Source organism: Streptosporangium sp. H13245, from assembly GCF_055690525.1.
This window is the reverse complement of record NZ_JBSZKT010000025.1, coordinates 68,391-88,630: the sequence shown is the minus strand read 5'-3', so window position 1 is coordinate 88,630 and position 20,240 is coordinate 68,391. Positions and strand designations below refer to the sequence as shown.

Below are 20,240 nucleotides of genomic sequence, written 5' to 3'. Positions count from 1 at the left end.
TCGTCTTCAGGAGCAGTTGTCGGCCTTGGAGAGCGCGCCGCCGGTGACCTTGTTGTCACAGGCGATCGTGTTTCCGCCGGCCGTGTCGTTGATGCCGATGCCGCCTGAACTGCCAAGGTCGATGATGTTGGCCCGGAACACGTTGCCGGTGCCCCAGCCATCCACGATCTTGTGGGTCTGGAAGCCGTCCGCGTTGGTGTTGCTGCCGGTATTACCTTGGATCAGGTAGCCGTTGCCCTTGACGTCGACCCAGGAATCGTTGTGTTTGGAACCGCCGAGGCTGGAACCGTCGAAGATGTTGCCGACGATGTGGCCGTCGGAGGTGCCCTCCTTGATGTCGATCGCCTCGGCGGTGGCCCGGATGACGTTGCCACGCACGATGTTGCGATCGCTGCGGTCCATCTGACCGCCGGAGTATTCCGCCCAGTTGCTCTCCGCGGTGCCGAGGTAGACGCCCTCGCCGAACTTCTCCCGGCGCAGGCCGGTCGCGTAGATCATGCAGTACTGGACGGTGTTGTCGGTGCTGAAGTTGCGCAGGTGAATGGCCTCGTCCCCGATGTGGTGGACGGTCAACTGCTGGATGATCGTGTTGGTGGTGCGGTCGGCCATCACTCCCTTCTGGCTGTTGCGGACGGTGAAGCCGATCAGCCGCCAGTGGCTGACCTCGTTGAGGTGGAAGGCGTAGCCCTTCTTGACCCCGCCGCCGTCGATGATCGCCTCGGGCGGGCCGCAGACGAAGATCGGTTCGTTCTCCGTGCCCGGGACCGCCGCCACGAACCGGCCGCCGTAGACGCCGGGCTCCAGCCGGATCACCGTGCCGGGCTCGGCCGCCTCCAGGGCCTCGGTGAGCCCGGCGGCGTCGGCGACGGTCACCGTGGCCTCGGGGCAGTCGATCAGCCCTTTCCCGACGGGGACGGCGATGTCGGGCGGATCCTGCGACGCGACGAACTCCTCCACGTCCTCTTCCTTCTCCTCCGCCTGTCTGGCGTCGTCCCCGGAATTCGACGAGTCCGACGAGTCCGACTCCGACGACTGCGAGGCCGGCGCGTCCGCGCTCCTCGGCCTGATGTCCTCGATCGCGGTGCTCGGGCCGTCCGCGCCGCCGAACAGCCCGCGCAGCAGCACCACGACGACCACCGTGATGGCCGCCCCGGCCAGCATCCCGACCAGGGTCTTCCTGTCAATGTCCAGGCGCATCGCTCGCTCGGCTCCTCTCCGCTGGGGATTTGGCGCCGGCGGTCCTCAGGAACTTGGCCGGTCGCTCTTCCAGCAGTGTCTGCTTCTCGTACGGATGAACGAATCGGTGGCCGACCCTCGGGCCGTCGCCACGTAGTGCCCGGAGCGCCGAGAGCACGATCAGAGAGATCACTCCCAGCCAGATGAGGTTCATCGGTTTGGCGATCCGCTTGACCGTCGTCCAGAAACCGGCCGTGTCCTGCCAGCCGGCGGTGTTGTTCTGCGTGACGGTCGTGGTTCCCTTCGCCCGGCTCGTGTCGAGCGCGCTGCGGCCCGCACCTCCCAGGGTGTTTCCGGTGATCTTGGTGCCCTTGGCCGTGCCGAGCAGTGAGATCGCGTGCAGTGAGGCGGACTCGACCGTGTTGGCGGAGATGGTGGCCTCGGAGTTGCGGAGGTAGATCGCGGTCTGGGTGTCCCGCACGATGTTGCCGCTGATCCTGGCCCCCCGAACCCCGTCGCGGAGCGCGATTCCCTGGCTGCGCTGGCCGTTCAGGCGGTTGCCGGAGACCCGGACCCCGGTGGCGTCCTGGCTCACCACGATGCCCATCTCCCCGCCGATCACCTCGGTGGTCTGCACGACGAGTTTGACGCCGCCCTGGATCTCCACGCCGTAGCGGCCGTTGTCCCGCGCCGTGCTGCTCGTCACCGAGCTGCCGCCGAAGCTGCGCAGCGACTCCCCGGACGCCGACGGCCCCCTGGCCAGCGGCAGGCCGCTGATGGTGAAGCCGTTGCCGCTGTTGCGCGCGGCCTCCGAGCCGGTGATCGTGACGTTCTGCGTGCCTCTGGACAGGACGAAGCCGTCGCCCCTGCTGTCGGTCACGGTGGTGTTCTCGATGGAGGCGTTGCGCGCGAACCGGTGCAGCAGCACCCCGTGGACGAGGCTCCCGGTGACCGTGACGTTGATGATCCGGGTCTCGTTGGAGGCCGTGATGAAGATCCCGTACGCGTTGCCGGTGATCTTGGTGTCGGTGATGTCGCCGGTGACCAGGTTGGCCTCGGGCAGCCGGTAGGTGACCCTGCCCTTGGCCGCCCCGTTGGTGATCTCGATCTCGTTGCTGCCGCCCCTGCTCGGTACGAGGAGGCCGTTGGGCAGGAGCGCTCGCGGCTGGGAGGCGGTCGGCTTCGGCGACGCGGTGGGCGACGACCTCGGGAGGGTGGCGGCGACGGGGGCGGTCACCAGGTCCGCGTTCTGGGTCGTCCGGTCGCTGCCGGTCAGCGCCAGCCCGCCGGTCGGGCCGCTCCAGAAGCCGAGGTGCTCCACCTGCGCGTGGCTCATCGTGAGCTCTCCGCCGACCACGCGCAGGTAGGCGCGGCCGTCGGAGACCTTGGTGTCGGCCGTCCTGTCCTGCGCGTTCCAGCTCGTTATCCGCACCGGGTTCCGTGCCGAGCCGTTGATCCGGATGTTCGAGCCGAAGCCCACGATCGAGACGAAGCCGCCGGGGTCGCTGCGCATCCGGATCACCAGCGGGCCGGTCGCGTTCTGGAGCACCAGTTTGGCCCCGGGGCCGGCGAACAGGTTGATGCCGAGCACGTAGGAGTCGTCCGACTGCTTCTGGAAGTACTCCTGGCCGAGGCGTTCCAGGTCGGCGACCCGGTACGGCTCGCGGCGCTGCGGAAGCACGAGCGTCTGGCCGTTGGCCGAGCTGGAGATGTGCGGCACGCGGGATCTCGCCGCGGCGGGCCCGCCCCGCGCCAGCGCCGAGGACAGCGTCGCGCGGGTCTGCATGATCCGCAGATCCTCCTGGTCGACCAGGGCCGACTGCTGCTGGGCCTCCGCCTGGGACACCTCGTTGACGCCGGGGATCGGGACGGCGCGATCGGTGTAGGCGAGGTACGCCCAGGTACCGGCCGCGGACAGGCTCAGCACCAGGACCATGAGGAGGGTGCGGCCCTTCTTCCGGCGCGGGCGGCTCATCCCCTGCCTCCCACCGGGGCCGAGTCGGCGTGCGGCGACGCCGGTTGCCGGCGCCACGCGGGATGTCCGGTGGGAGGCGCCGGGAGGTCAGGCGCGGGCGGAGCGGCGGGGCGCAGCTGTACGAACCGCCCCTCGGTGAGCAGCCGCTGCTGCTCGTACGGATTGCGGATCTCCCGGCGTCGCTGCCGTCGTTCGAGGACGCCGCGGGACCGGATCGCCGACACGACCACCAGGAGGATGACCCCGGCCCAGATCACGTTCATGGGCTTGACGTAGCGTTTGGCCTTGACCCAGAACGACGACGTGTCATTCCACTGTTCCTCGTCGTTGTTGTGCTTGTTCACCGTGTCTGCGGCCCGTGCGACGCTGATCGCGCTCGTCCCCGCGCCGATGACGGTGTTGCGGGTGATCTCGGAGCCCGTGGCGTCGCCGACCACGGTGATCCCGTGGGCCTTGGGCGTCGACAGGGTCGTGATCTTGTTTCCGACGATCATGCCCGCGGAGTCGCGGAGATAGATCCCGGTGACGGTCCCGGTGATCGTGTTACCGGCCACGTGCGCGCCGGTCGCCCCGTCGCGCAGCGCGATCGCCTGGCGGCGCTGGTTCGTCAGCTTGTTGCCGGAGATCTGCACCCCGCTGGCGCCCTCGCGGACCACGATGCCCATGTCGCCGCCGATGATCTCGCTGGTCTGCACGGCGAGGCGGCTGCCGCCGAGCACCTCGACACCGTACCTCCCGTTGTCGCGGGCGGTGCTGTTGCTGACCGAGCTGTCGCCGTAGACGGCGAGCGACTCGCCGCTCGCGGACGGGCCGCTCGCGAGCGCCCGCCCGTTGAGCGTGAAGCCGTTGCGCTTGTTCTGCTCGGCCACGCAGTCGATGACCTTCACCTTCTCGGTCGCCCGTGACAGCACGAAGCCGTCGCCGCCGCTGCCGATCACCTCGGTCGCCTCGATCGTCGCGTTCTTGGCGAACCGGTGCATGAACACGCCGTGCACCAGGCTGTTTATGATCTTGTTGTTGATGATCTGCGTCTGGTTCGAGCCGGAGACGAAGATCCCGTAGGCGTCGCCGGTGATGACGCTGTCCTTGATCGACCCGGACACCAGCTCGTCGGCGAGCACGTGCGAGGCGGTGCCGGGGCCGATCGGGATGGTCTCCACGTCGCCGAAGTTGCTTCCGCTCCGCTCGCCCTTCTTGGTGTTCGCGAGCCGTTCCTGCTTGTCCTGGTGGCGCTGGTCCTTCGTCCGGTGCCGGTAGACGCTGGCCGGTCGCTCGGTGCCGGTGAGCGCGATGCCCCCCGTACGGCCGCTCCAGAATCCCAGGTCGGAGACCTCGGTGTGGGTCATCTCGAACTCGCCGCCGACCGCCCTGATGTAGGCGCGGCCGTCGGTCGTGGTCGTGTCCGGCTTCTGGGTCCGTACGTCCCAGCTGGTGATCCGCACCGGCCGCTTGGCGGTGCCCTTGATCTCGATGTCGCCGCCGAACGCGATGATCGAGCTGAACGAGCCGGGCAGGCTGCCCATCCGCAGCGTCAGCGGGCCGCGCAACTGCAGCCGCGCCCCGTCGGCCACGAAGACGTGGACGCCGAGCAGGTAGGAGCCGTCCTTCAGCCGCCGCAGGTAGCGGCCCTTCTCGACGGCCATCAGGTCCTTGAGGGTGTACGGGATCTCGGTGGCGCGCGCGGGCAGCACCAGCGTCCTGCCGTGCGCCGACACGAAGACCTGGGGCTGCTTGCGCTGGGCGGCCGCGATGCCACCGGTCTGCAGCATGGCCGTGAGCGCGGCACGGGTCTGGATGATCCGCTGGTCCTCGACGTCCACCAGGGTCGCCTGCGCCTCGGCGTCGCCCGCCGTGAGGCCCGCCTCCAGGATCGCGTCGTCCGCCATGATCGCGTCCTCGACCAGAGCGGGGGAGTCCTCCGTGGCCGGGTCGGCCGTCCGGGCCGGGCCGGAGGTCGGCACGGGGCCGGAGGTCGAGGCGGGGCCGGTCGTCGGTCTCGCGCTGTTTTTCGGGTCCGGGTCGGCCGTCCGGGTCGTGCCGGTCGTCTGGGTCGGTCTGACGGTCGGGGTCCGGCTCGCCTTCGGAGGAGGGGTGTCCTCGGGGGAGGGCTTGTTCTCGGGAGTCGGCTCGTTCAGGAACGGGTTGTTGTCCGGGGTCGCGCTGCCCGCCGGAGACGGGCTGGACGCCGGGAGCACCTCGGACTCACCCGCCGGGTCGGGGGAGGAGAGGGCGACGGCCGGTCCGGCCCCCAGCCCGGCCGCCAGCACCGCGGTGCCCAGCAGCACGGGAACGAGACGTCTCATCTCAGGCCATTCCCTTGAGGGTGGCGGCGCTCTGACCCGCTCCGCCCACCTGGTCGGAGGTGCGGGTGAGCCAGCCCTGCTTGTTCATCGTCAGGAACGCGTACAGCTTGATCGGCAGCGCGATCATGATGACCACCAGGCAGAGCAGCGGCAGCAGCAGGATCTCCGCGGGGTGGCGGCGCAGGTGCGACCAGCCGCGGACACCCCGGCCGAGGAGCAGCCAGCCGACGGCGAGCCCGATGCCCAGCGGGGTGAGCTCAAGCCTGCTGAAGAACAGGTAGGCGAGCGTGACGCCCATGGTCACCGGGGTGAGCAGGATCTGGAGCACGGTCACCTTGGTGACCAGCGGGGTCTTCCACAGCCACCCCTTCCACAGCGCGGTCAGGTAGCAGCGGTAGGAGTTGCGGCTCCACCGGACGCGCTGCTTGACGAAGGCGCGGAAGGAGTCGGGGAACATCGAGATGGCGCGGGCCGAGGACTGGTGCACGGTCTTGTACCCGGAGGCGAGGACCAGCCAGGTGAGCCGGCCGTCGTCGCCGGCGATGCACCGGCGGCCGAGGAAGAACTCGTTCTCCAGGTGGGTGAGGACCGGGAGGATGGCCGCGCGCCGGTAGGCGGCGGTCCTGCCGGACAGGCAGGCCACCCCGCCCCTGCTGCCCATCGCCGGTACGTAGTCGTAGTAGCGCAGGTTGACCAGCCAGTCCGCGATGCGCCGCCAGACGCTGCTGGTCCGCTGGAACACGTTCTGCTGGGTGCCGACCCCGCCGACCGCCGGGTCCTCGAAGGGCATCTGCACGGCGGCCAGCAGGCCGGGCTGCCACCAGGTGTCGGAGTCGGCGAAGACCACGATCTCGCCCCTGGCCGCGCGGATGCCCACCCCGAGCGCGGAACGCTTGCCCGAGTGCTCGTACACCAGGACGCGTAGCCGGGGGTCCGTCACCTCACGCAGTTTGGCATGGCAGTCGGTGTCCGCGACATCCACAACTATGATCACTTCTTGCGGGTCCTGGGCCAGCCAGCTGTCCAGGCAGCGCACCAGGATCTCGGCGTCCTCCCGATAGGACGGGACGACCACGGAGACCGTGGTCCGGTAGCCGTTCACGATCGGCCTGGCCAGCCGGGACAACACCACCCGATAGATCCACAGGCCCCAGACGAGCAAACCGGCCAGACCCAGGGGGATCAGGTCCCGCCAGGTCCCGTTGGCGCTGGAGCGAACGACCCATTCATAGGCAGCATCAAACCAATCGAACACCGACTCCACCGAATCCTCCTGGGCGAATCGCGCCAACATGCCCATGCGGCCAGGGGGAAGATCCGTGGCCGAGTAGGTGGGGACATTACTGGTCCCACCTCTCTAAATATCTTGGAACGGTACAAATGTTACAGGATTGAGGGAGTTTGCACAGGGTGCGCCAGGGGTCGATGAGGTGTCGTTACGGTGCCGCTGAGCAGGGCGGCTTCCGCAGGTCGGACCGATACGTCCTGTTCCGGCTCCTCTGGCGCGGCTCCCGCGAGCCGGTGTGGTATAGATCACACAAAATAGCTCACCGCGCCTCATACCGGATGGTTCGCTACGGCTTACATCGGATGTTTTGGCGCGGCTCACGCCAGCCGGTCCTCGCATCGGGGCAGGTCCGGTACGGCTCGTCTCAGGACGGCGCCGGGACGCGAAGGGCCAGGATGGCCATGTCGTCGGTCATGTGCCCCTGGCTGTGGTCGCGTGCGGCGTCCCCGATCCGCCGCACGATGTCGCCCGAGTCGAGGTCCCGGCATCCCGCCAGCAGGGCGATCAGGCGTTCGTCGCCGAACAGGTCCTGCCGTCCCGGCGGATGCGCCTCGGTGACGCCGTCGCTGTACAGCACCAGCGTGTCACCGGGCCTCAGGTCGAAACGGACGTTCCCGAGCCTCGTCTCCTCCATGATGCCCAGCACGACGCCGGGTGTCCTCAGGGACTCCACGCTCCCGTCGGCCCGTCGCAGCAGGGCGGAGGGGTGCCCGGCCGTGGACAGCATTCCCGTGAAACCGTCCCCGTCCGGACGGAAGATCGCGCACACCACCGTCAGGAACCGTCCGTCCCTGACCCGCTGGGCCAGCAGGGCCCGGTTCAGCTGCTCCAGCGTCCTGCTGGGCGAGACGTGGCGCGGCGCGTCGGCCCGCAGGGTGTACCGGGCCAGGGCGGTGATCTGCGCGGCCTCCACACCGTGCCCGCACACGTCGCCCAGGACCGCGCACCAGCGCGAACCGCTCGCCAGGAACAGGTCGTAGAAGTCGCCGGTCACGTCCACCTCGCCCGCGGCCGGGATGTAGGTGGCGGCGGCCTGGAGGCCCGGTACCGTCGGCATCATCGGCGGCAGCAGGCTGTCCTGGAGGGTGCGGGCCAGCCTCTCGGACACCTCACCCGCGGCCCGCAGCTCCAGCACGTGCCGCTCCGAACGGGCCAGCGCGTCCCGGAGCCGGATCTCGCCCGACACGGCGCGCGCCAGGGTGGCCAGCGTCTGCGCGTCGGCGTCGGACCACACGCGCGGCGCCGAGTCCACCACGCAGAGCCCGCCCAGGACCTCGCCGTCCGGGCCGTGGATGGGATACCCGGCCCACGCGCCGATCCCCAGCCGCTCCACCGCGGGCAGGTCCCGTACGCGGGGGTCGGCGACGGCGTCGTTCGCGAGCAGCGGCTCGTTCGTCGCGATCAGGATGTGGCAGGGGCTGTCGGACACCGGGTTCTGCCGCTCGGTCACGGACAGCTCTCCCATGCCGATGGCGCTCTTCCAGAACGACCGCCGGTCGTCGACCAGGGTCACGAACGCCCGCTGCGTCCCGGTCACCCGCGCGGCCAGACGGGCGAGGTCGTCGAACGACGGCTCGGGCTCGCTGTCGAGCAGGCCGGTGGCCCACACCGCCGACAGGCGTTTGGGGTCGAGCACCGCCGAGGGGATCTCAACACCCATGCGCAACCGCTTTCTTCCGGAATACCGGGTACCGGGTACGTCGTCCACGATCACGCCGCTCATACCCGAAACCGCCGGAATCAGCCCGGGGCAGACGGTCGCGCCCAACAGAGCAGTACGAACAAAACTGCCGGTCTGACTCTAGGTCAGCGCCCGGGGGACGGCGACGTCCCCTCTCGGCCCGGGGGGTTGTGGATCCAGCGCGCGGTGAAGAGCTCGTCGCCCGGCGGATATCCCGGGAGGGGCGTGGACGGGCCCGCCCGCAGGCCGTCCAGGGCGATGGCGATGATCCGCTCCCTGGCGTTGAGGGCCGCCCCGGCGAGCTCGACGTGGCCCTGCCGGTTGAGCTGCTCGATCAGGGGGGACGTGCCGAGCTGTTCGATCAGGAGCGAGATGTCGACGGACGTGACGTCCGGCCTCAGGACTCCCGCGGCGTGCGCGCGGGCCACGAGCGCCTCCGCCACCTCGTCGGACCTCCTGACCTTGGCCTCCATCTCCTCGGTGACGGCGATGGAACCGGCGATCGGCCCGAGGGTTCCCGCGCCCGAGTTGACGCTGGCGGTGACGTACCAGGCCAGCCCGGCCCACGGGTCGTCGTGCGTCAGGGCGACCTCCGCGGCCTCGATCCACTGGTCGAGGGAGAGCTCGCACAGGCGCTGGAAGAGCTCGTCCTTGGTGCGGTATCTCCGGTACAGGCTGCCGATCCCCACTCCGGCGCGGGCGGCGATCGCCGCCACCGAGGCGTGGGCGCCGTCCATGGCGAGCACTTCTCTCGCGGCGTCGAGCAGGGCGCGGTCGTTGCGCTCGGCCTCGGCCTGCCGCGGGGCCCTGCGGGCGTGCTCGGTCACGCGCCCCACTTTACCCGCGTTGCGGAACGAATCACTCCGTTATATTGTCCCGCTAATCGGAGTGGTTTAATCCGTTTTGGTGTGGAACGGGAGGCCCGTCATGCGCGCGGTGGTGATGGAAGAGTTCGGGGATCCGGGAGTCCTCCGGATCCGGCGGGTCGACGACCCCGTCCCCGGTTCCGGGCAGGTGCTCGTCGCGGTCGAGTTCGCGAGCGTCACCTTCGTCGAGACGCAGGTGCGCGCCGGTGGCGGACCGGCCTTTCCCCGCAGGCCCGCGCTGCCTCGCGTACCGGGCAACGGCGTGGGCGGCCGGATCGTCGCGACGGGGCCGGACGTCGAGCCCGCCCTGGTGGGCACCGTCGTGGTGACGACCACCGGAGGCGAGGGCGGGTACGCCGAACTCGCCCTCGCGGGGGCGGCCGACATCGTGCCGGTCCCGGAGGGACTCGGGCTCGGGGACGCGGTCGCGCTGCTGGCCGACGGCCGTACCGCCGTGGGCCTGCACCGGCAGGCGGAGGTGAGGCCCGGCGAGTGGGTGCTCGTGGAGGCCGCCGGTGGCGGGGTCGGCAGCCTGCTCGTGCAGCTCGCGGCGGGGGCGGGGGCCCGCGTCGTCGGCGCCGCCGGGGGATCGGGGAAGGAGGGGCTGGTCACGTCCCTCGGCGCGACCGCCTACGTCGACTACTCACGGCCCGGCTGGGCGCGACGGGTTGTCGAGGTGACGGGCGGTACGGGGGTGGACCTCGTTCTCGACGGGGTCGGCGGCGACATCGGCACCGAGGCGCTGACGACCCTGCGGGAAGGCGGACGGGTGAGCGTCTACGGGATGGCGAGCGGCTCGTGGTCCCGGGTCGGCGACCGTACCGACGCTGATGGCATTGGCGGCGCTGGGGCGCGTTCGATCACCGTCGTCGGCAGGAAGGCGCCCCCCACTCCGGCGGAGCTGCGCGAACTGACCGTGGAGGCGCTCGCTCTCGCGGTGGCCGGACGGCTGCGGCCGACCATCGGCCAGACGTACCCGCTCGCCGAGGCGGCCGCCGCGCACCGGGCGATCGAGAACCGCGAGACCGTCGGCAAGACCTTGCTCGTGCCGTGAGCGTTCGTACGGGGTGATCGGGGCGGGCGTGGGTTTCCCCGCACCCGCCGGTACGCGCCTCCGGCGGGAGGCGGAGTGGCGGGTTCTAAGGGCAGGACGACTACAGGCCCATCTCGCGGGTCAGCAGCAGGCGCGCCTGTTCGATGTCCTCGGTGGTGTAACCGGGAATGCTCCGGTCAAGCTGCTGGAGAAGGTCCATCAGGGCCTGTTTCTGTGCCATGTGCTGGACGGGGAGCTGGTCGAGATCCACGCTCAGGAGCCAGTCGAACAGCACCACCGCGTCGGCGGTCCACAGGCTCAGCGCGGTCATGTCCGAGGCTGCCATCCTCAGGCCGGGCGTTCCGCTCATGCGAGCAACTTACTCCTATGCATATATGCGAAATAACCCACTTTGTCATCCCGATGTGGCGATGTTATGGCGCAGCCGGAACGACGGCTTACCAGTGGTCGAAAACAGTCGAAAACAGATGGAAAGAGATAGCGAATAGCGAGCTCACCCCAACCCGATGTCGCGGGTCGCGGACTCGTTGTGACTCGCCGGTCTTGGCTCCGAAATGGAGAGGCCCCCTGGCGGAAGGGTCGTCGACCGGGATCAACCTGTAACCGGAGGCTTCGAGGTGCCGTTCTGTCGTGACTCCTTCCACGCCGGGCTCCGCCGCGCCGACGCCGTGTCGAAGACCTGGCACATCGTGCGCGCGGGTCGGCTTGTCAAAGCCACCCTCGTCCCCCAGGCCCGCGAAGCGGGAGACTCATCCGCCGGTCACCGGGTAGCGGCTGAGGATCTCGGCTCGCTGCGTCGCCGACGGCCGGTGGAAGTAGAGCAGCTCGCCGGGGGTGTCCACGCACTGGACCAGACCGGCCAGCTCGGCGCCGGGGGTCTCGTCGATGATGAGAAGGTCGCTCGTCGCACCGCGAGCCACCAGCTCCGCCGTCGCGGCGTCGACCGTGTCCTCCTCGACCACCACGAGCCGGTACGTGACGGGCACCGGCAGCCGGCCGTCGAGGGCCCGCGCGGAGACCTCGAAGCAGCGCATCGCCTCCACCCAGCCGATCCGCTGACCGGCGGGGTTCATGGCCAGGCCGACGATCGACTGGATCGCCACTTCGGGCGCTTGGTGCTTGGCCATCATGTAGGCGAGATTGCGGACCCAGTCGTTGTACATTCCGGCGTCTATTCCCCGGCGCCGCTGGTGGTAGGCCACGGCCGAGACGTTGAAGGCGAAGGCCAGTCCCGCCTGCCGCAGGCGATACCCCAGGTCGGTGTCCTCAAGTCCCCAGCCGAGAAACGCCTCGTCGAAACCACCGAGCCGGCGCAGGTGCTCGACGCGCACCGAGGCGTTGCAGGTGAACAGGAGATGCCAGCAGATGGCGAGCCGGTTCATGTTGCCCGAGAATTCGGCCAGCACCTTCTCGCGCGGATCACCCCAGCCGACGGCGGGCATGGCGTCAAAGGTGAATTCGCGGCTGAGACGCTCCTCGTCGAATTCTCCTTCTCCGAGGTCCGGGCGGGGGCCGATCACGACGAGATCATTCCTGAGCCGGTGATAACGAACGTGCTCGGCGAGATAGGTCGGCCCGACCACCGTGTCGGCGTCGACCATGACGACGAGCTCCCCGCTGGCCTTGGCGATGGCCGCGTTACGGGCGGCTGCCCGGCTCGACCGGTCGGTGCGCGGGAGGTAGAGGTAGGTCAGGTTGTCACGGCCCGGCAGCTCGGCGACCATCTCGCCGGTGCCGTCGGTGGAGCCGTCGTCGGCGACGACGATCTCGAAGGAGTCCTCCGGATCGAGCACGCTGTGCGCGAGGGTGTACAGCAACAGGCGCAACTTGCTCCGCACGTTGAAGGCTGGAATGACGACGCTGACCTTCACGGAACCTCCTGTGAATGGGCGACAAAGGATGACCGGTGCGGTCACGTCGAACGCCTTCTCAACCAGAATTATCAACCGTCCGCAAGTTCGGTGCAATGATTGTGAGAGTGGTTCTACGCGTGCTGAAATCGGTCGATCGGCCGACGGCAATATGCTGGGCAAAGCTCATTGTCGGCACAATCGCGTCACGGACGGTATCGCCGGGTGACCGGCTGTCTCACCCGGACATAATTGAACGTATTTCATTCCGCTTCGCGGGCCTGGGAACGAAGGTGGCTTTGACGAGCTGACCTGCGTGAAGTGGGCAGCGGCGTGGTTTCTTGCCAGTCTTCGACGAGGAGTTGGCCGTCTTCCGCCCCGGTCGCGGTCGCGGACGACCGGGGCGGGCCGTACGTCGGGGGTGTGGCGAGAGTGTTTTCACCCGTTGAGCGCGGCCCACAGGGTGTCGAACTCCTCGGAGGTCAGGGCGTTCAGGCCGAAGTCGCCGGGATAGATCGGGCCCTCGGCCAGGAAGCCGTGCTCGTCCTCGATGTGGCGCCACGAGTACGTGCGGGCGATGCCGTCCGAGCCCAGTTCGGCGTGCCGAACCGGCCAGTACTCCCCGCCGCTGTCGATGACGGTCTCGAACAGCCACACGTGACCGTCGCCGTCCACCCCGTGCCAGTACAGGTGCGGCCGGTCGCTCTCGTCGAGCGCCCGGATCGTGTCCCTGCGGCGATCCTGCGGCATCGTGCTCCTCGGTGTTCGTTGGAAGGCCCGGTCTTCGCCCAGAAAGGCTTGGCGTTCACCAAAAGACGCTGAAGGGCGCATACCCTGCCTTTTGTTATGTTGCGTGTTCTCGGTCCGCTTCAGGCGGAGATCAACGGCCGTACGGTGGACCTGGGCACCTCCCGGCAGCGGGCCGTGGTGGCCAGGCTCGTCGCGGCGGGCGGGCACGTGGTCTCCACCGATCGTTTCATCGATGACCTGTGGCGCGGGCAACCGCCGCCCAAGGCGCTGGCCGCCCTCCAGGTCTACGTGTCCAACCTGAGGCGGGTGCTCGAACCCGCACGGCCGCCGCGCACGCCCGCCACGGTGCTGGTCAGCGCCGTCCCCGGCTACCGCCTGCGGCTGGAACCCGAGCAGGTGGACGCCTGGCTCCTCCCCCGCCTGGTCGACGCCGCCGGGGCCGCGCTCGCCGAGGGGGACGGGGTACGGGCACTGGAGGTGGCGGACCGGGCACTCGCGCTCTGGCAGGGACCCGCGTACGCGGAGTTCGCCGACGACGAGTGGGCGGAGCCCGAGGCCGCGCGGCTTGACGAGCTGCGGACGGTCGCCGTGGAGCACAGGGCGGAGGCGCTGCTGGCGCTCGGCCGCAACGCGGAGGTCGAACTTGAGCGGCACGTCCGCGCCCACCCGCTCAGGGAGAACGCGGTACGGCTGCTCGCCCTGGCCTACTACCGGGCCGGGCGGCAGGCCGACGCCCTGGGCGCGATCAGGAGGGCGCGCGAGACCCTCGCCGACGAGCTGGGGGTGGACCCGGGCCCCGCGCTGCGCGCGCTGGAGGCAGACATCCTGGCCCACGCCGACTCCCTGAACCGGACGGCCTCCCCGAACCGGACAGCGGCCCCCGGCCCCGTACGGACACCGCTCCCGGACACCGCCGGGACCGGGCGGCGAGAGCCGGACCGGACAGGCCCCGACCACGCCAGGGACCGGGACGGGGACCGGGTTCAGGACCGGGACCGAGGCCAGGACCGCGACAGTGTCCGCGACAGGGACAGAGACGGTGACGGGTCCGTTTTCGGTCTCGTGGGCCGTACGGAGGAGCTGGCGGCGTTGAAAGCGGTCGCGGACCAAAGCGGATTGCGCACGGTGTGGCTGGGCGGCGATCCCGGGGCGGGCAAGAGCGCGCTGGCCGCCGCGTTCGCCCGGCGGCTGGCGGCGCGCGGCTGGCTGACCGCGACCGGGCAGTGTCCGGAGACCGACGGCGGGGCGCCGCCCGCGTGGGCGTGGAGCGAGGTGCTGCGCGCCCTGGCCGTGGACCGGCCGCCGGAGGGGGAGCTGGCGGCACGGCTGGCGCCGCTGCTGGACGACGACGCCTCACCGGCCGGGCCGTTCCTGCTGGCCCGGGCGGTGGGCGACTACCTCTCCCGGGTCGTCGGGCGGGGCACCCGGCTGCTGGTGGTCATGGAGGACGTGCACCGGGCCGACAGCGAGACCCTCCAGCTCCTGCGCCACCTCGCCACGGGGGTCGCCGGGGCCGACATCATGATCGTCGCGACCTACCGGCCCACCGAGGCCGTCGACCACCTGGGGGCGACCTGGGCGGCCCTGGCCGGGCGCGACACCCACCGGCTCGACCTGGGCGGGCTCGGCGACGAGGACGTGGCGCTGCTGCTGCGCGAGCGTTCTGGGCGGGAGGTGGACGCGGCGACCGCGCGGACCGTGGCCGAGCGGACCGGCGGCAACCCGCTGTTCGTCTGCGAGACCGCGCGGCTGATCACCACGGACGGCACCTCGGCCGCCCGCGCGTTGCCGCCTGGCGTGCGTGACCTGATCCGCCGCAGGATCGCCCGGCTGCCCGCGACGGCCCAGAGGATTCTGCGGGACGCGGCCGTCGTCGGGAGGGACGTCGACGTCGACGTGCTGCTCGCCCTGGAGGGCACCGACGAGGACGCCGCCCTCGAAGCGCTGGAGGCGGGCGTGGTGACCGGGCTGCTGACCGAGCCCGCGCCCGGCCGGGTGCGCTTCGCCCACGTCCTCGTCAGGGAGACCCTCTACGAGGACACGCCCGGACTGCGTCGTACCCGCCTGCACGGCAGGGTCGTCGGCGCGCTGGAGCGGGTCCGGCCCGGAGAGATCACCGCGCTGGGCCACCACGCGCTCGCCGCGGCCACCCCGGCCTCGGCGGGGCGGGCGGTGCCCTACGCCAGGGCGGCGGCCGAGCAGGCGCGGGGCATGCACTCCTACCGGGAGGCGGGGGCGTTCTACCGGGGAGCGCTGGAGCACGCCGACGACGACGCGCTCCGGCTCGACCTGCTCTGCTCGCTGGTGGCCGTACAGGCGCACGAGGGCGACGTGCTGGCCGCCCGGGAGAACCGCGAGCGGGCCGTCGCCGTCGCGCGGAGGCTGGGCAGCGGCCTGAACCGGGCGCTGACCGCGTACGACGCCCCGGTGACCTGGTCGATCCAGCCGAGCCGTCACGTGGACCAGCCGCTCGTCGACGCGCTGGTGGAGGCGCTGGACGGTGCCGGGGACGAGGTCCGCTGCCGGTTGCTGGCCACGCTCGTCTTCGAACTGGAGGGACACGACGACGAGCGCTGCCGGGCCTACAGCGCCGAGGCGGTGGAGATCGCGAGGCGCCTGGGCCGTACGGACCTCACCTGCCTGGCACTCAACGCCCGCTACTTCGTGCTGCTGACACCCGACCGCCGCGACGAGCTGGAGGTCGTGGCCCGCGAGCTGGTCGAGCTGGGCGATCGCGCGGAACTGCCCGGGTACGCGATGCAGGGACACCACGCGCTGTTCATGGTCAGCCTGGGCCGCTGTGACCTGGCCACCGCCAGGCACCACGCGGACCGCGCCCTGGAGCACTCCACCACCGGCCAGCTCGGTCTCGCGCTGGGCGTGCTGTCCATGCTCGACACGCTGGTCCTGTTGATCAGGGGCGACTTCGAGGGCGCGGAGCGGTCCTACCTGGCCATCGCCGAGCGCATGATGGCCGCGGGAGGGGCCAACGCCCACGTCATCGGACCCCTCGGCCGGTTCGTGACCCGGCTGGCGGGCGGCCTGCCGCAGGACATCCCGGAGCTGCTGGCGCTGTACGCGCTCGTCCCCGAGGGAGTGGCGGACATTCTGGTCAGGGCGCTGGTCGCCGAGGGACGGGTGGACGAGGCGCGGACGTACTGGCGGCCCGGCCAGGAGCCCCACCTGGACTACTACTGGCTCTTCTGGCAGGGCCTGCGCGGGGAGAACGCGATCGCGCTCGGCGACCGGCGGGCGGCCGAGCGGTGCTACCGGCTCCTGCTGCCCTGGGACGGCGAACCGGCCGGGATGCACTCCGGTTCGATCACCCTGGGACCGGTCGCCCTGATCCTGGGCGACCTGGCCGTCTTCCTCGGCCGTGACGCGACCGCCCACTACGAGCGGGCGGTGCGGGTCGCCGAGCGGATCGGCTCGCCGCACTGGGCGGCCGCGGCGCGCGAGGCTGCTCTTCGGCCTCCGGACGGGGCGTAGCGGATCACCGTACGGACCGGGGCGGGATCAGGAGGCGGCGAGGGGGCCGAAGACCAGCCGCTGGCGTCGCCGGTGGCCGCGCCGGAACAGGGAGAGCATCACCGTCAGCGGGGGACCGGCGAGCTCGCGCAGCCGGGCCAGCTCGTCGGGCCTGGCGTACTCCTCGATCCTCGGCAGGTCGATCCTGGCGCTCCCGCCCCTGCGGACCGCCGTCTCGATCCGGTGCCAGTCGGCGACGGACACGTACTTCCTGATGATCGGGAACAGCAGCCGCTCCTCCTCCGCGATGTGCTCGTCGAGCATGTCGGCCAGCCGGGTGAGGGAGGTGGCGAGCGCGGAGGCGTCGCCGGTCGAGGCGAACGCGGCGGCCTGGCCGTTGATCCTGGCCAGCAGCGGGTCGAGGTCGGCGTGGTCGTCACTCAGGTCGCGCAGGTCCACCTCGGCTCCGGCGGAACGTTCGAGGACGGGCCAGAGCAGCTCGTCCTCCATCGTGTGGTGGTGGTGGATGCCCTGGTTCAGGCTCGTGATGAAACCGGCGATGGCGGCGGCGCGGGCCCGCCCGGCGGACTGCCTGCCGTCGGCCAGCTGGGTGGCGAGCGTGGCCAGGCGGCGGACCTCACCGCGCATGGCGCGATGGGTGAGCTGGAATCCCAGCAGTTCTGGGGTCATGTCGAGGGCTCCTCGGTCGGTGCGGGCCGCTTACCCGACCACGATGCGGTGGCCCTCTTATGACCTACTTGGCAGCCACTTGGCGGCGCGACGCGACCGGTCTGGCACGCGACCGGTCTGGCACGCGACCGGTCTGGTGCGTGACCGGCTTGGTACGAGATCGGCCTGGTGCGTGACCGGCCGCCCGGCTTGGCGGGCTCGCCCGGCGGGCCCGGCGGAGGGGCGCCGCCGTGGGCGTCCCTCCGCGCGGCCGGTACCGGGATCACCCCGGTACGGGGCCCGCGCCTCTCACGTCCTCTTGTCTGCCCCCTCGTACGGTCCCGGGGCGCGAACGGGGTGTCTACTTCGGCATGAGCACGGTGTCGACGATGTAGACGGTGGCGTTGCCGGTGGGGACGTTCCCGCAGACGACCTTGGAATCGTTGACGGTGTAGTCCTCACCCGATCCCGCGACGGTCAGCGTGCCGCCCTGCAGCGTCTCCAGCGAGGCGTCGCCCAGGTCCGCCGGGGTCTTCCTGCCGGAGACGACGTGGTAGGTCAGGATCTTGGTCAGTGTCGCCTTGTCGGCGAGGACCTTGTCGAGGGTCTCCTTCGGGATCTTGGCGAACGCGTCGTTGGTGGGCGCGAACACCGTGATGTCCTTGGCGGAGTTGAGCGTGTCGACCAGACCGGCCTTCTTGACCGCCGTCACCAGTGTGGACAGCACCGGATTGTTGGACGCGGCGGTGGCGACCGGGTCGTCGGCCATGCCGGTGAAGCTTCCCTCACCCGACGCCGGTACGGCGGAGCAGGAGGCGCCGAACGGGGCGTCGGCCATGGCGTTCTCGGTCGGGGTCTCCATCGGGCTCTGCGTCGCGCTCTCCATGGGAGAGGACGTCGCCGGGGCCGCCGTGCCGCCGGTCGCCGTGGTGTCGCTTCCGCAGGCCGTGGTGAGGGCCAGGATGGCGAGGGTGGTGGCGGCGAATGCCGTGCTCTTCATGGGAATGCTCCTCTTGTCGGTTTTCGTTGGTTCTCATTGGTGTGTGAGGTCGATCACTCGACGGTGACCACGACCGAGTGCCAGCCCGTCGCGCCGTCGGGGAACGGCGTCACCCGGGACGACCGCTGGACGCGCCCGGCCGCGTCGGTGGCGCGGGCCTCCAAGGTGTGGGCGCCGGGGGTGGCAGGCCAGGTCCAGGTCCACTGCCGCCAGGTGTCGGGGCCGGGGGTGGCGGCCAGCGTGGCCTCCTGCCAGGGGCCGCCGTCCACGCGGACCTCGACGGCCGCGACACCCCGGTGCTGTGCCCAGGCGACCCCGGCGACCTGTACGGTTCCGGCCCGCAGGCGCTTGAGAGGGGCCGGGACGTCGATCCTGGACATGGTCTTGATGGGCGCGTCGACGGCCCAGCCGCGCTCGGTCCAGTAGGCGCGCTCGTCGGCGTAGCGGGTCAGCCGGAGATCGACGACCCACTTGGTGGCGGACACGTAGCCGTACAGGCCGGGCACGATGAGCCGGGCGGGGAAGCCGCGCTCGGCGGGGAGGGCCCGGCCGTTCATGCCGACGGCCAGCATCGCGTCCCGGCCGTCCATGACGACCTCCGTGGGGGTGCCGCAGGTCCAGCCGTCGGCCGAGGTGCTCAGCAGCTGGTCGGCACCGGCCGGAACACCCGCCTCCCGGAGGAGGACGGGCAGCGGCACGCCCAGCCAGCGGGCGTTTCCCGCGTACGGCCCGCCGACCTCGTTGGAGACGCAGGTCAGGGTGATGTCGCGCTCGATCAGCCCTCGTTCGAGCACGTCGGCCATCGTCAGCTCGATCGTCCGGGTGCCGTGGACGCGGAGCGTCCAGGTCGCCAGGTCCGGACGGGGTACGACCAGAGCCGTGTCGACGCGGTAGAAGTCGGCGGCGGGGGTCACGAACGGGCTCAGGCCGGGGACGCGAAGATCGGTTCCCACCGGGAGCGGCCGTGCCGGGGAGGCGGGCGCGGGCAGGGCGAGTTCGGCGGTGGCGGGGACACGGGAGGAGAGCAGGCGACCGGCCGTGAAGGCCACCCCGGCACCCGCCCCCGTGACAAGGAAGGCCCTGCGGTCCTTCCCGGTGGCGGGGTTCGCGGGCGGTGCCTTCCCGATGGAGATTCCGCCGTCCTTCGCGGGCGCTGCCGTCCCGGTGGTGGAGGCCCCGCCGTCCTTTACGGGTGATGCCGTCCCGGTGGCGGCGCGGGTGAGAAGGAGCAGGGTGAGGGCTCCCACGCCCGCCGCCACCAGGGACGGCACCACGTCCAGGGGAATCGTCGCGGGCCGCGTTCCCGCCGCGAGGGCGCCCAGGGCGCCGAGCCCGGCCACCCCCGCCGCGGCCCAGAGCCGTCGCCCGGTCCGGGCGAGAAAGCCCAGCAGGACGGCGGTGGTGAGCAGGACGGCGACGATCGTGCCGATCAGGACGAGCTTGTCGTAGGTCCCGAAGGTGCTTACGGCGATCTCCTTCACCGGGGTCGGCGTCAGGTCGATGACCGTGCCGCCCACGGCGACGAGCGGGGAGGACTGCGGCCGGAGCAACCCCGCCGACAGCTCTCCACCGCCGAGCGCGGCCAGCGCCGGCAGGAGTCCCGCCCCGGCCGCCTTTACCGCATGTCTCAGATTCGCCACGCAACGTATTCGGAGACCTCGCGGCCGAGGATTGGTGCGGATCCGTCGCGATCTCGGGCGAAGGCGGCGCGTTGAGGAGCGAACCCCTCCTGACCTGCGAGAACGAAGGCGAGATATGCCTACTCGTCGAGCTCGTCGTACCTCGTGACGGGGTCGTGTTCTCCGGTCTTCCCTGGCGGGGTTCGAGGGGGCGGGCCGGATCTTGGATGGGTGCCGTCACGGGGTGCGGGGCGGGCACTCCGGGGGGAACGTGTGGTGGTCCGGGTGGACCTCGATTGATTTCGCATCCCGCTGCGGAGCCGTGTATGGTTACACCTGTCCGCAAGCGAGAGCGACACGGACAGGCCCCTTTAGCTCAGTCGGCAGAGCGTCTCCATGGTAAGGAGAAGGTCTACGGTTCGATTCCGTAAAGGGGCTCAACAGCCTAAAAGCCCTAACCTTCTGGTTAGGGCTTTCGGCTTGGTTGGCCTTAAGGACAGGTAAAGGCGGGCCAGAAAATACTCAAGGTTCCTGACGCGTG

The 20,240-nt window shown here is 70.6% G+C and carries 14 protein-coding genes and 1 tRNA gene; 3 read left to right on the top strand and 12 right to left on the bottom strand.

Going from position 1 to position 20,240, the window contains the following annotated elements:
• Positions 1–6: 6 nt before the first annotated feature.
• The 6 genes from ACW9TB_RS27680 to ACW9TB_RS27655 form a co-directional block, all read right to left on the bottom strand.
• Positions 7–1,197, bottom strand: coding sequence for a right-handed parallel beta-helix repeat-containing protein (locus ACW9TB_RS27680; RefSeq protein ID WP_472750994.1), 1,191 nt, complete (start codon positions 1,195–1,197; stop codon positions 7–9).
• Positions 1,181–3,151 (bottom strand): right-handed parallel beta-helix repeat-containing protein, encoded by a 1,971-nt coding sequence (locus ACW9TB_RS27675; protein WP_472750993.1) that lies wholly within the window; start codon positions 3,149–3,151, stop codon positions 1,181–1,183. Before ACW9TB_RS27675 ends, ACW9TB_RS27680 begins: the two co-directional genes overlap by 17 nt.
• On the bottom strand, positions 3,148–5,454 hold the full coding sequence (locus ACW9TB_RS27670) for a right-handed parallel beta-helix repeat-containing protein (protein WP_472750992.1): 2,307 nt from the start codon (positions 5,452–5,454) through the stop codon (positions 3,148–3,150). The genes ACW9TB_RS27675 and ACW9TB_RS27670 overlap by 4 nt, the downstream gene beginning before the upstream one ends.
• A gap of 1 nt (position 5,455) precedes the next feature.
• A complete protein-coding gene (locus ACW9TB_RS27665) occupies positions 5,456–6,709 on the bottom strand; it encodes a glycosyltransferase family 2 protein (protein ID WP_472750991.1) in 1,254 nt (417 codons plus the stop codon).
• Between the two features lie 397 nt (positions 6,710–7,106).
• Positions 7,107–8,402, bottom strand: a complete 1,296-nt coding sequence (locus tag ACW9TB_RS27660) for a PP2C family protein-serine/threonine phosphatase (protein ID WP_472750990.1) — start codon at positions 8,400–8,402, stop codon at positions 7,107–7,109.
• A gap of 146 nt (positions 8,403–8,548) precedes the next feature.
• Complete coding sequence (locus tag ACW9TB_RS27655; protein ID WP_472750989.1) at positions 8,549–9,250, bottom strand: TetR/AcrR family transcriptional regulator; 702 nt, start codon at positions 9,248–9,250, stop codon at positions 8,549–8,551.
• 100 nt (positions 9,251–9,350) lie between these two features.
• On the opposite strand from ACW9TB_RS27655, the gene ACW9TB_RS27650 reads away from it, so the two are divergent.
• Positions 9,351–10,343, top strand: coding sequence for a zinc-binding dehydrogenase (locus ACW9TB_RS27650; RefSeq protein WP_472750988.1), 993 nt, complete (start codon positions 9,351–9,353; stop codon positions 10,341–10,343).
• 100 nt (positions 10,344–10,443) lie between these two features.
• Here ACW9TB_RS27650 and ACW9TB_RS27645 read toward each other — a convergent pair whose 3' ends face one another.
• The 3 genes from ACW9TB_RS27645 to ACW9TB_RS27635 all read right to left on the bottom strand — a co-directional run bounded on the left by ACW9TB_RS27645 (position 10,444) and on the right by ACW9TB_RS27635 (position 12,943).
• Positions 10,444–10,692 (bottom strand): hypothetical protein, encoded by a 249-nt coding sequence (locus ACW9TB_RS27645; RefSeq protein WP_472750987.1) that lies wholly within the window; start codon positions 10,690–10,692, stop codon positions 10,444–10,446.
• 400 nt (positions 10,693–11,092) lie between these two features.
• Complete coding sequence (locus tag ACW9TB_RS27640) at positions 11,093–12,214, bottom strand: glycosyltransferase family 2 protein (RefSeq protein ID WP_472750986.1); 1,122 nt, start codon at positions 12,212–12,214, stop codon at positions 11,093–11,095.
• 417 nt (positions 12,215–12,631) lie between these two features.
• On the bottom strand, positions 12,632–12,943 hold the full coding sequence (locus tag ACW9TB_RS27635; RefSeq protein WP_472750985.1) for a hypothetical protein: 312 nt from the start codon (positions 12,941–12,943) through the stop codon (positions 12,632–12,634).
• A 96-nt stretch (positions 12,944–13,039) separates the two neighbouring features.
• Between ACW9TB_RS27635 and ACW9TB_RS27630 the strand changes: the two genes are divergently transcribed.
• Entirely contained in the window at positions 13,040–16,432 is a 3,393-nt protein-coding gene (locus ACW9TB_RS27630; protein ID WP_472750984.1) for a BTAD domain-containing putative transcriptional regulator, read from the top strand.
• A gap of 27 nt (positions 16,433–16,459) precedes the next feature.
• Here the strand turns inward: ACW9TB_RS27630 and ACW9TB_RS27625 are convergent, their stop codons facing one another.
• From ACW9TB_RS27625 to ACW9TB_RS27615, 3 genes are all read right to left on the bottom strand, one after another.
• Positions 16,460–17,101, bottom strand: a complete 642-nt coding sequence (locus ACW9TB_RS27625) for a hemerythrin domain-containing protein (RefSeq protein ID WP_472750983.1) — start codon at positions 17,099–17,101, stop codon at positions 16,460–16,462.
• 340 nt (positions 17,102–17,441) lie between these two features.
• Positions 17,442–18,080: a fasciclin domain-containing protein gene (locus tag ACW9TB_RS27620; protein WP_472750982.1), complete on the bottom strand. Its 639-nt coding sequence runs from the start codon at positions 18,078–18,080 to the stop codon at positions 17,442–17,444.
• Positions 18,081–18,133: 53 nt separating this feature from the next.
• Entirely contained in the window at positions 18,134–19,720 is a 1,587-nt protein-coding gene (locus ACW9TB_RS27615) for a molybdopterin-dependent oxidoreductase (protein ID WP_472750981.1), read from the bottom strand.
• Between the two features lie 344 nt (positions 19,721–20,064).
• Between ACW9TB_RS27615 and ACW9TB_RS27610 the strand changes: the two genes are divergently transcribed.
• Positions 20,065–20,137, top strand: a tRNA-Thr gene (locus ACW9TB_RS27610).
• Positions 20,138–20,240 lie beyond the last annotated feature (103 nt).

Excerpts from the sequence above, each read along its gene's own strand:
- ACW9TB_RS27680 (WP_472750994.1), bottom strand. The coding sequence starts at position 1,197 with ATGCGCCTGGACATTGACAGGAAGACCCTGGTCGGGATGCTGGCCGGG.
- ACW9TB_RS27675 (WP_472750993.1), bottom strand. The coding sequence starts at position 3,151 with ATGAGCCGCCCGCGCCGGAAGAAGGGCCGCACCCTCCTCATGGTCCTG.
- ACW9TB_RS27670 (WP_472750992.1), bottom strand. The coding sequence starts at position 5,454 with ATGAGACGTCTCGTTCCCGTGCTGCTGGGCACCGCGGTGCTGGCGGCC.
- ACW9TB_RS27660 (WP_472750990.1), bottom strand. The coding sequence starts at position 8,402 with ATGGGTGTTGAGATCCCCTCGGCGGTGCTCGACCCCAAACGCCTGTCG.
- ACW9TB_RS27650 (WP_472750988.1), top strand. The coding sequence starts at position 9,351 with ATGCGCGCGGTGGTGATGGAAGAGTTCGGGGATCCGGGAGTCCTCCGG.
- ACW9TB_RS27645 (WP_472750987.1), bottom strand. The coding sequence starts at position 10,692 with ATGAGCGGAACGCCCGGCCTGAGGATGGCAGCCTCGGACATGACCGCG.
- ACW9TB_RS27635 (WP_472750985.1), bottom strand. The coding sequence starts at position 12,943 with ATGCCGCAGGATCGCCGCAGGGACACGATCCGGGCGCTCGACGAGAGC.
- ACW9TB_RS27630 (WP_472750984.1), top strand. The coding sequence starts at position 13,040 with ATGTTGCGTGTTCTCGGTCCGCTTCAGGCGGAGATCAACGGCCGTACG.
- ACW9TB_RS27625 (WP_472750983.1), bottom strand. The coding sequence starts at position 17,101 with ATGACCCCAGAACTGCTGGGATTCCAGCTCACCCATCGCGCCATGCGC.
- ACW9TB_RS27620 (WP_472750982.1), bottom strand. The coding sequence starts at position 18,080 with ATGAAGAGCACGGCATTCGCCGCCACCACCCTCGCCATCCTGGCCCTC.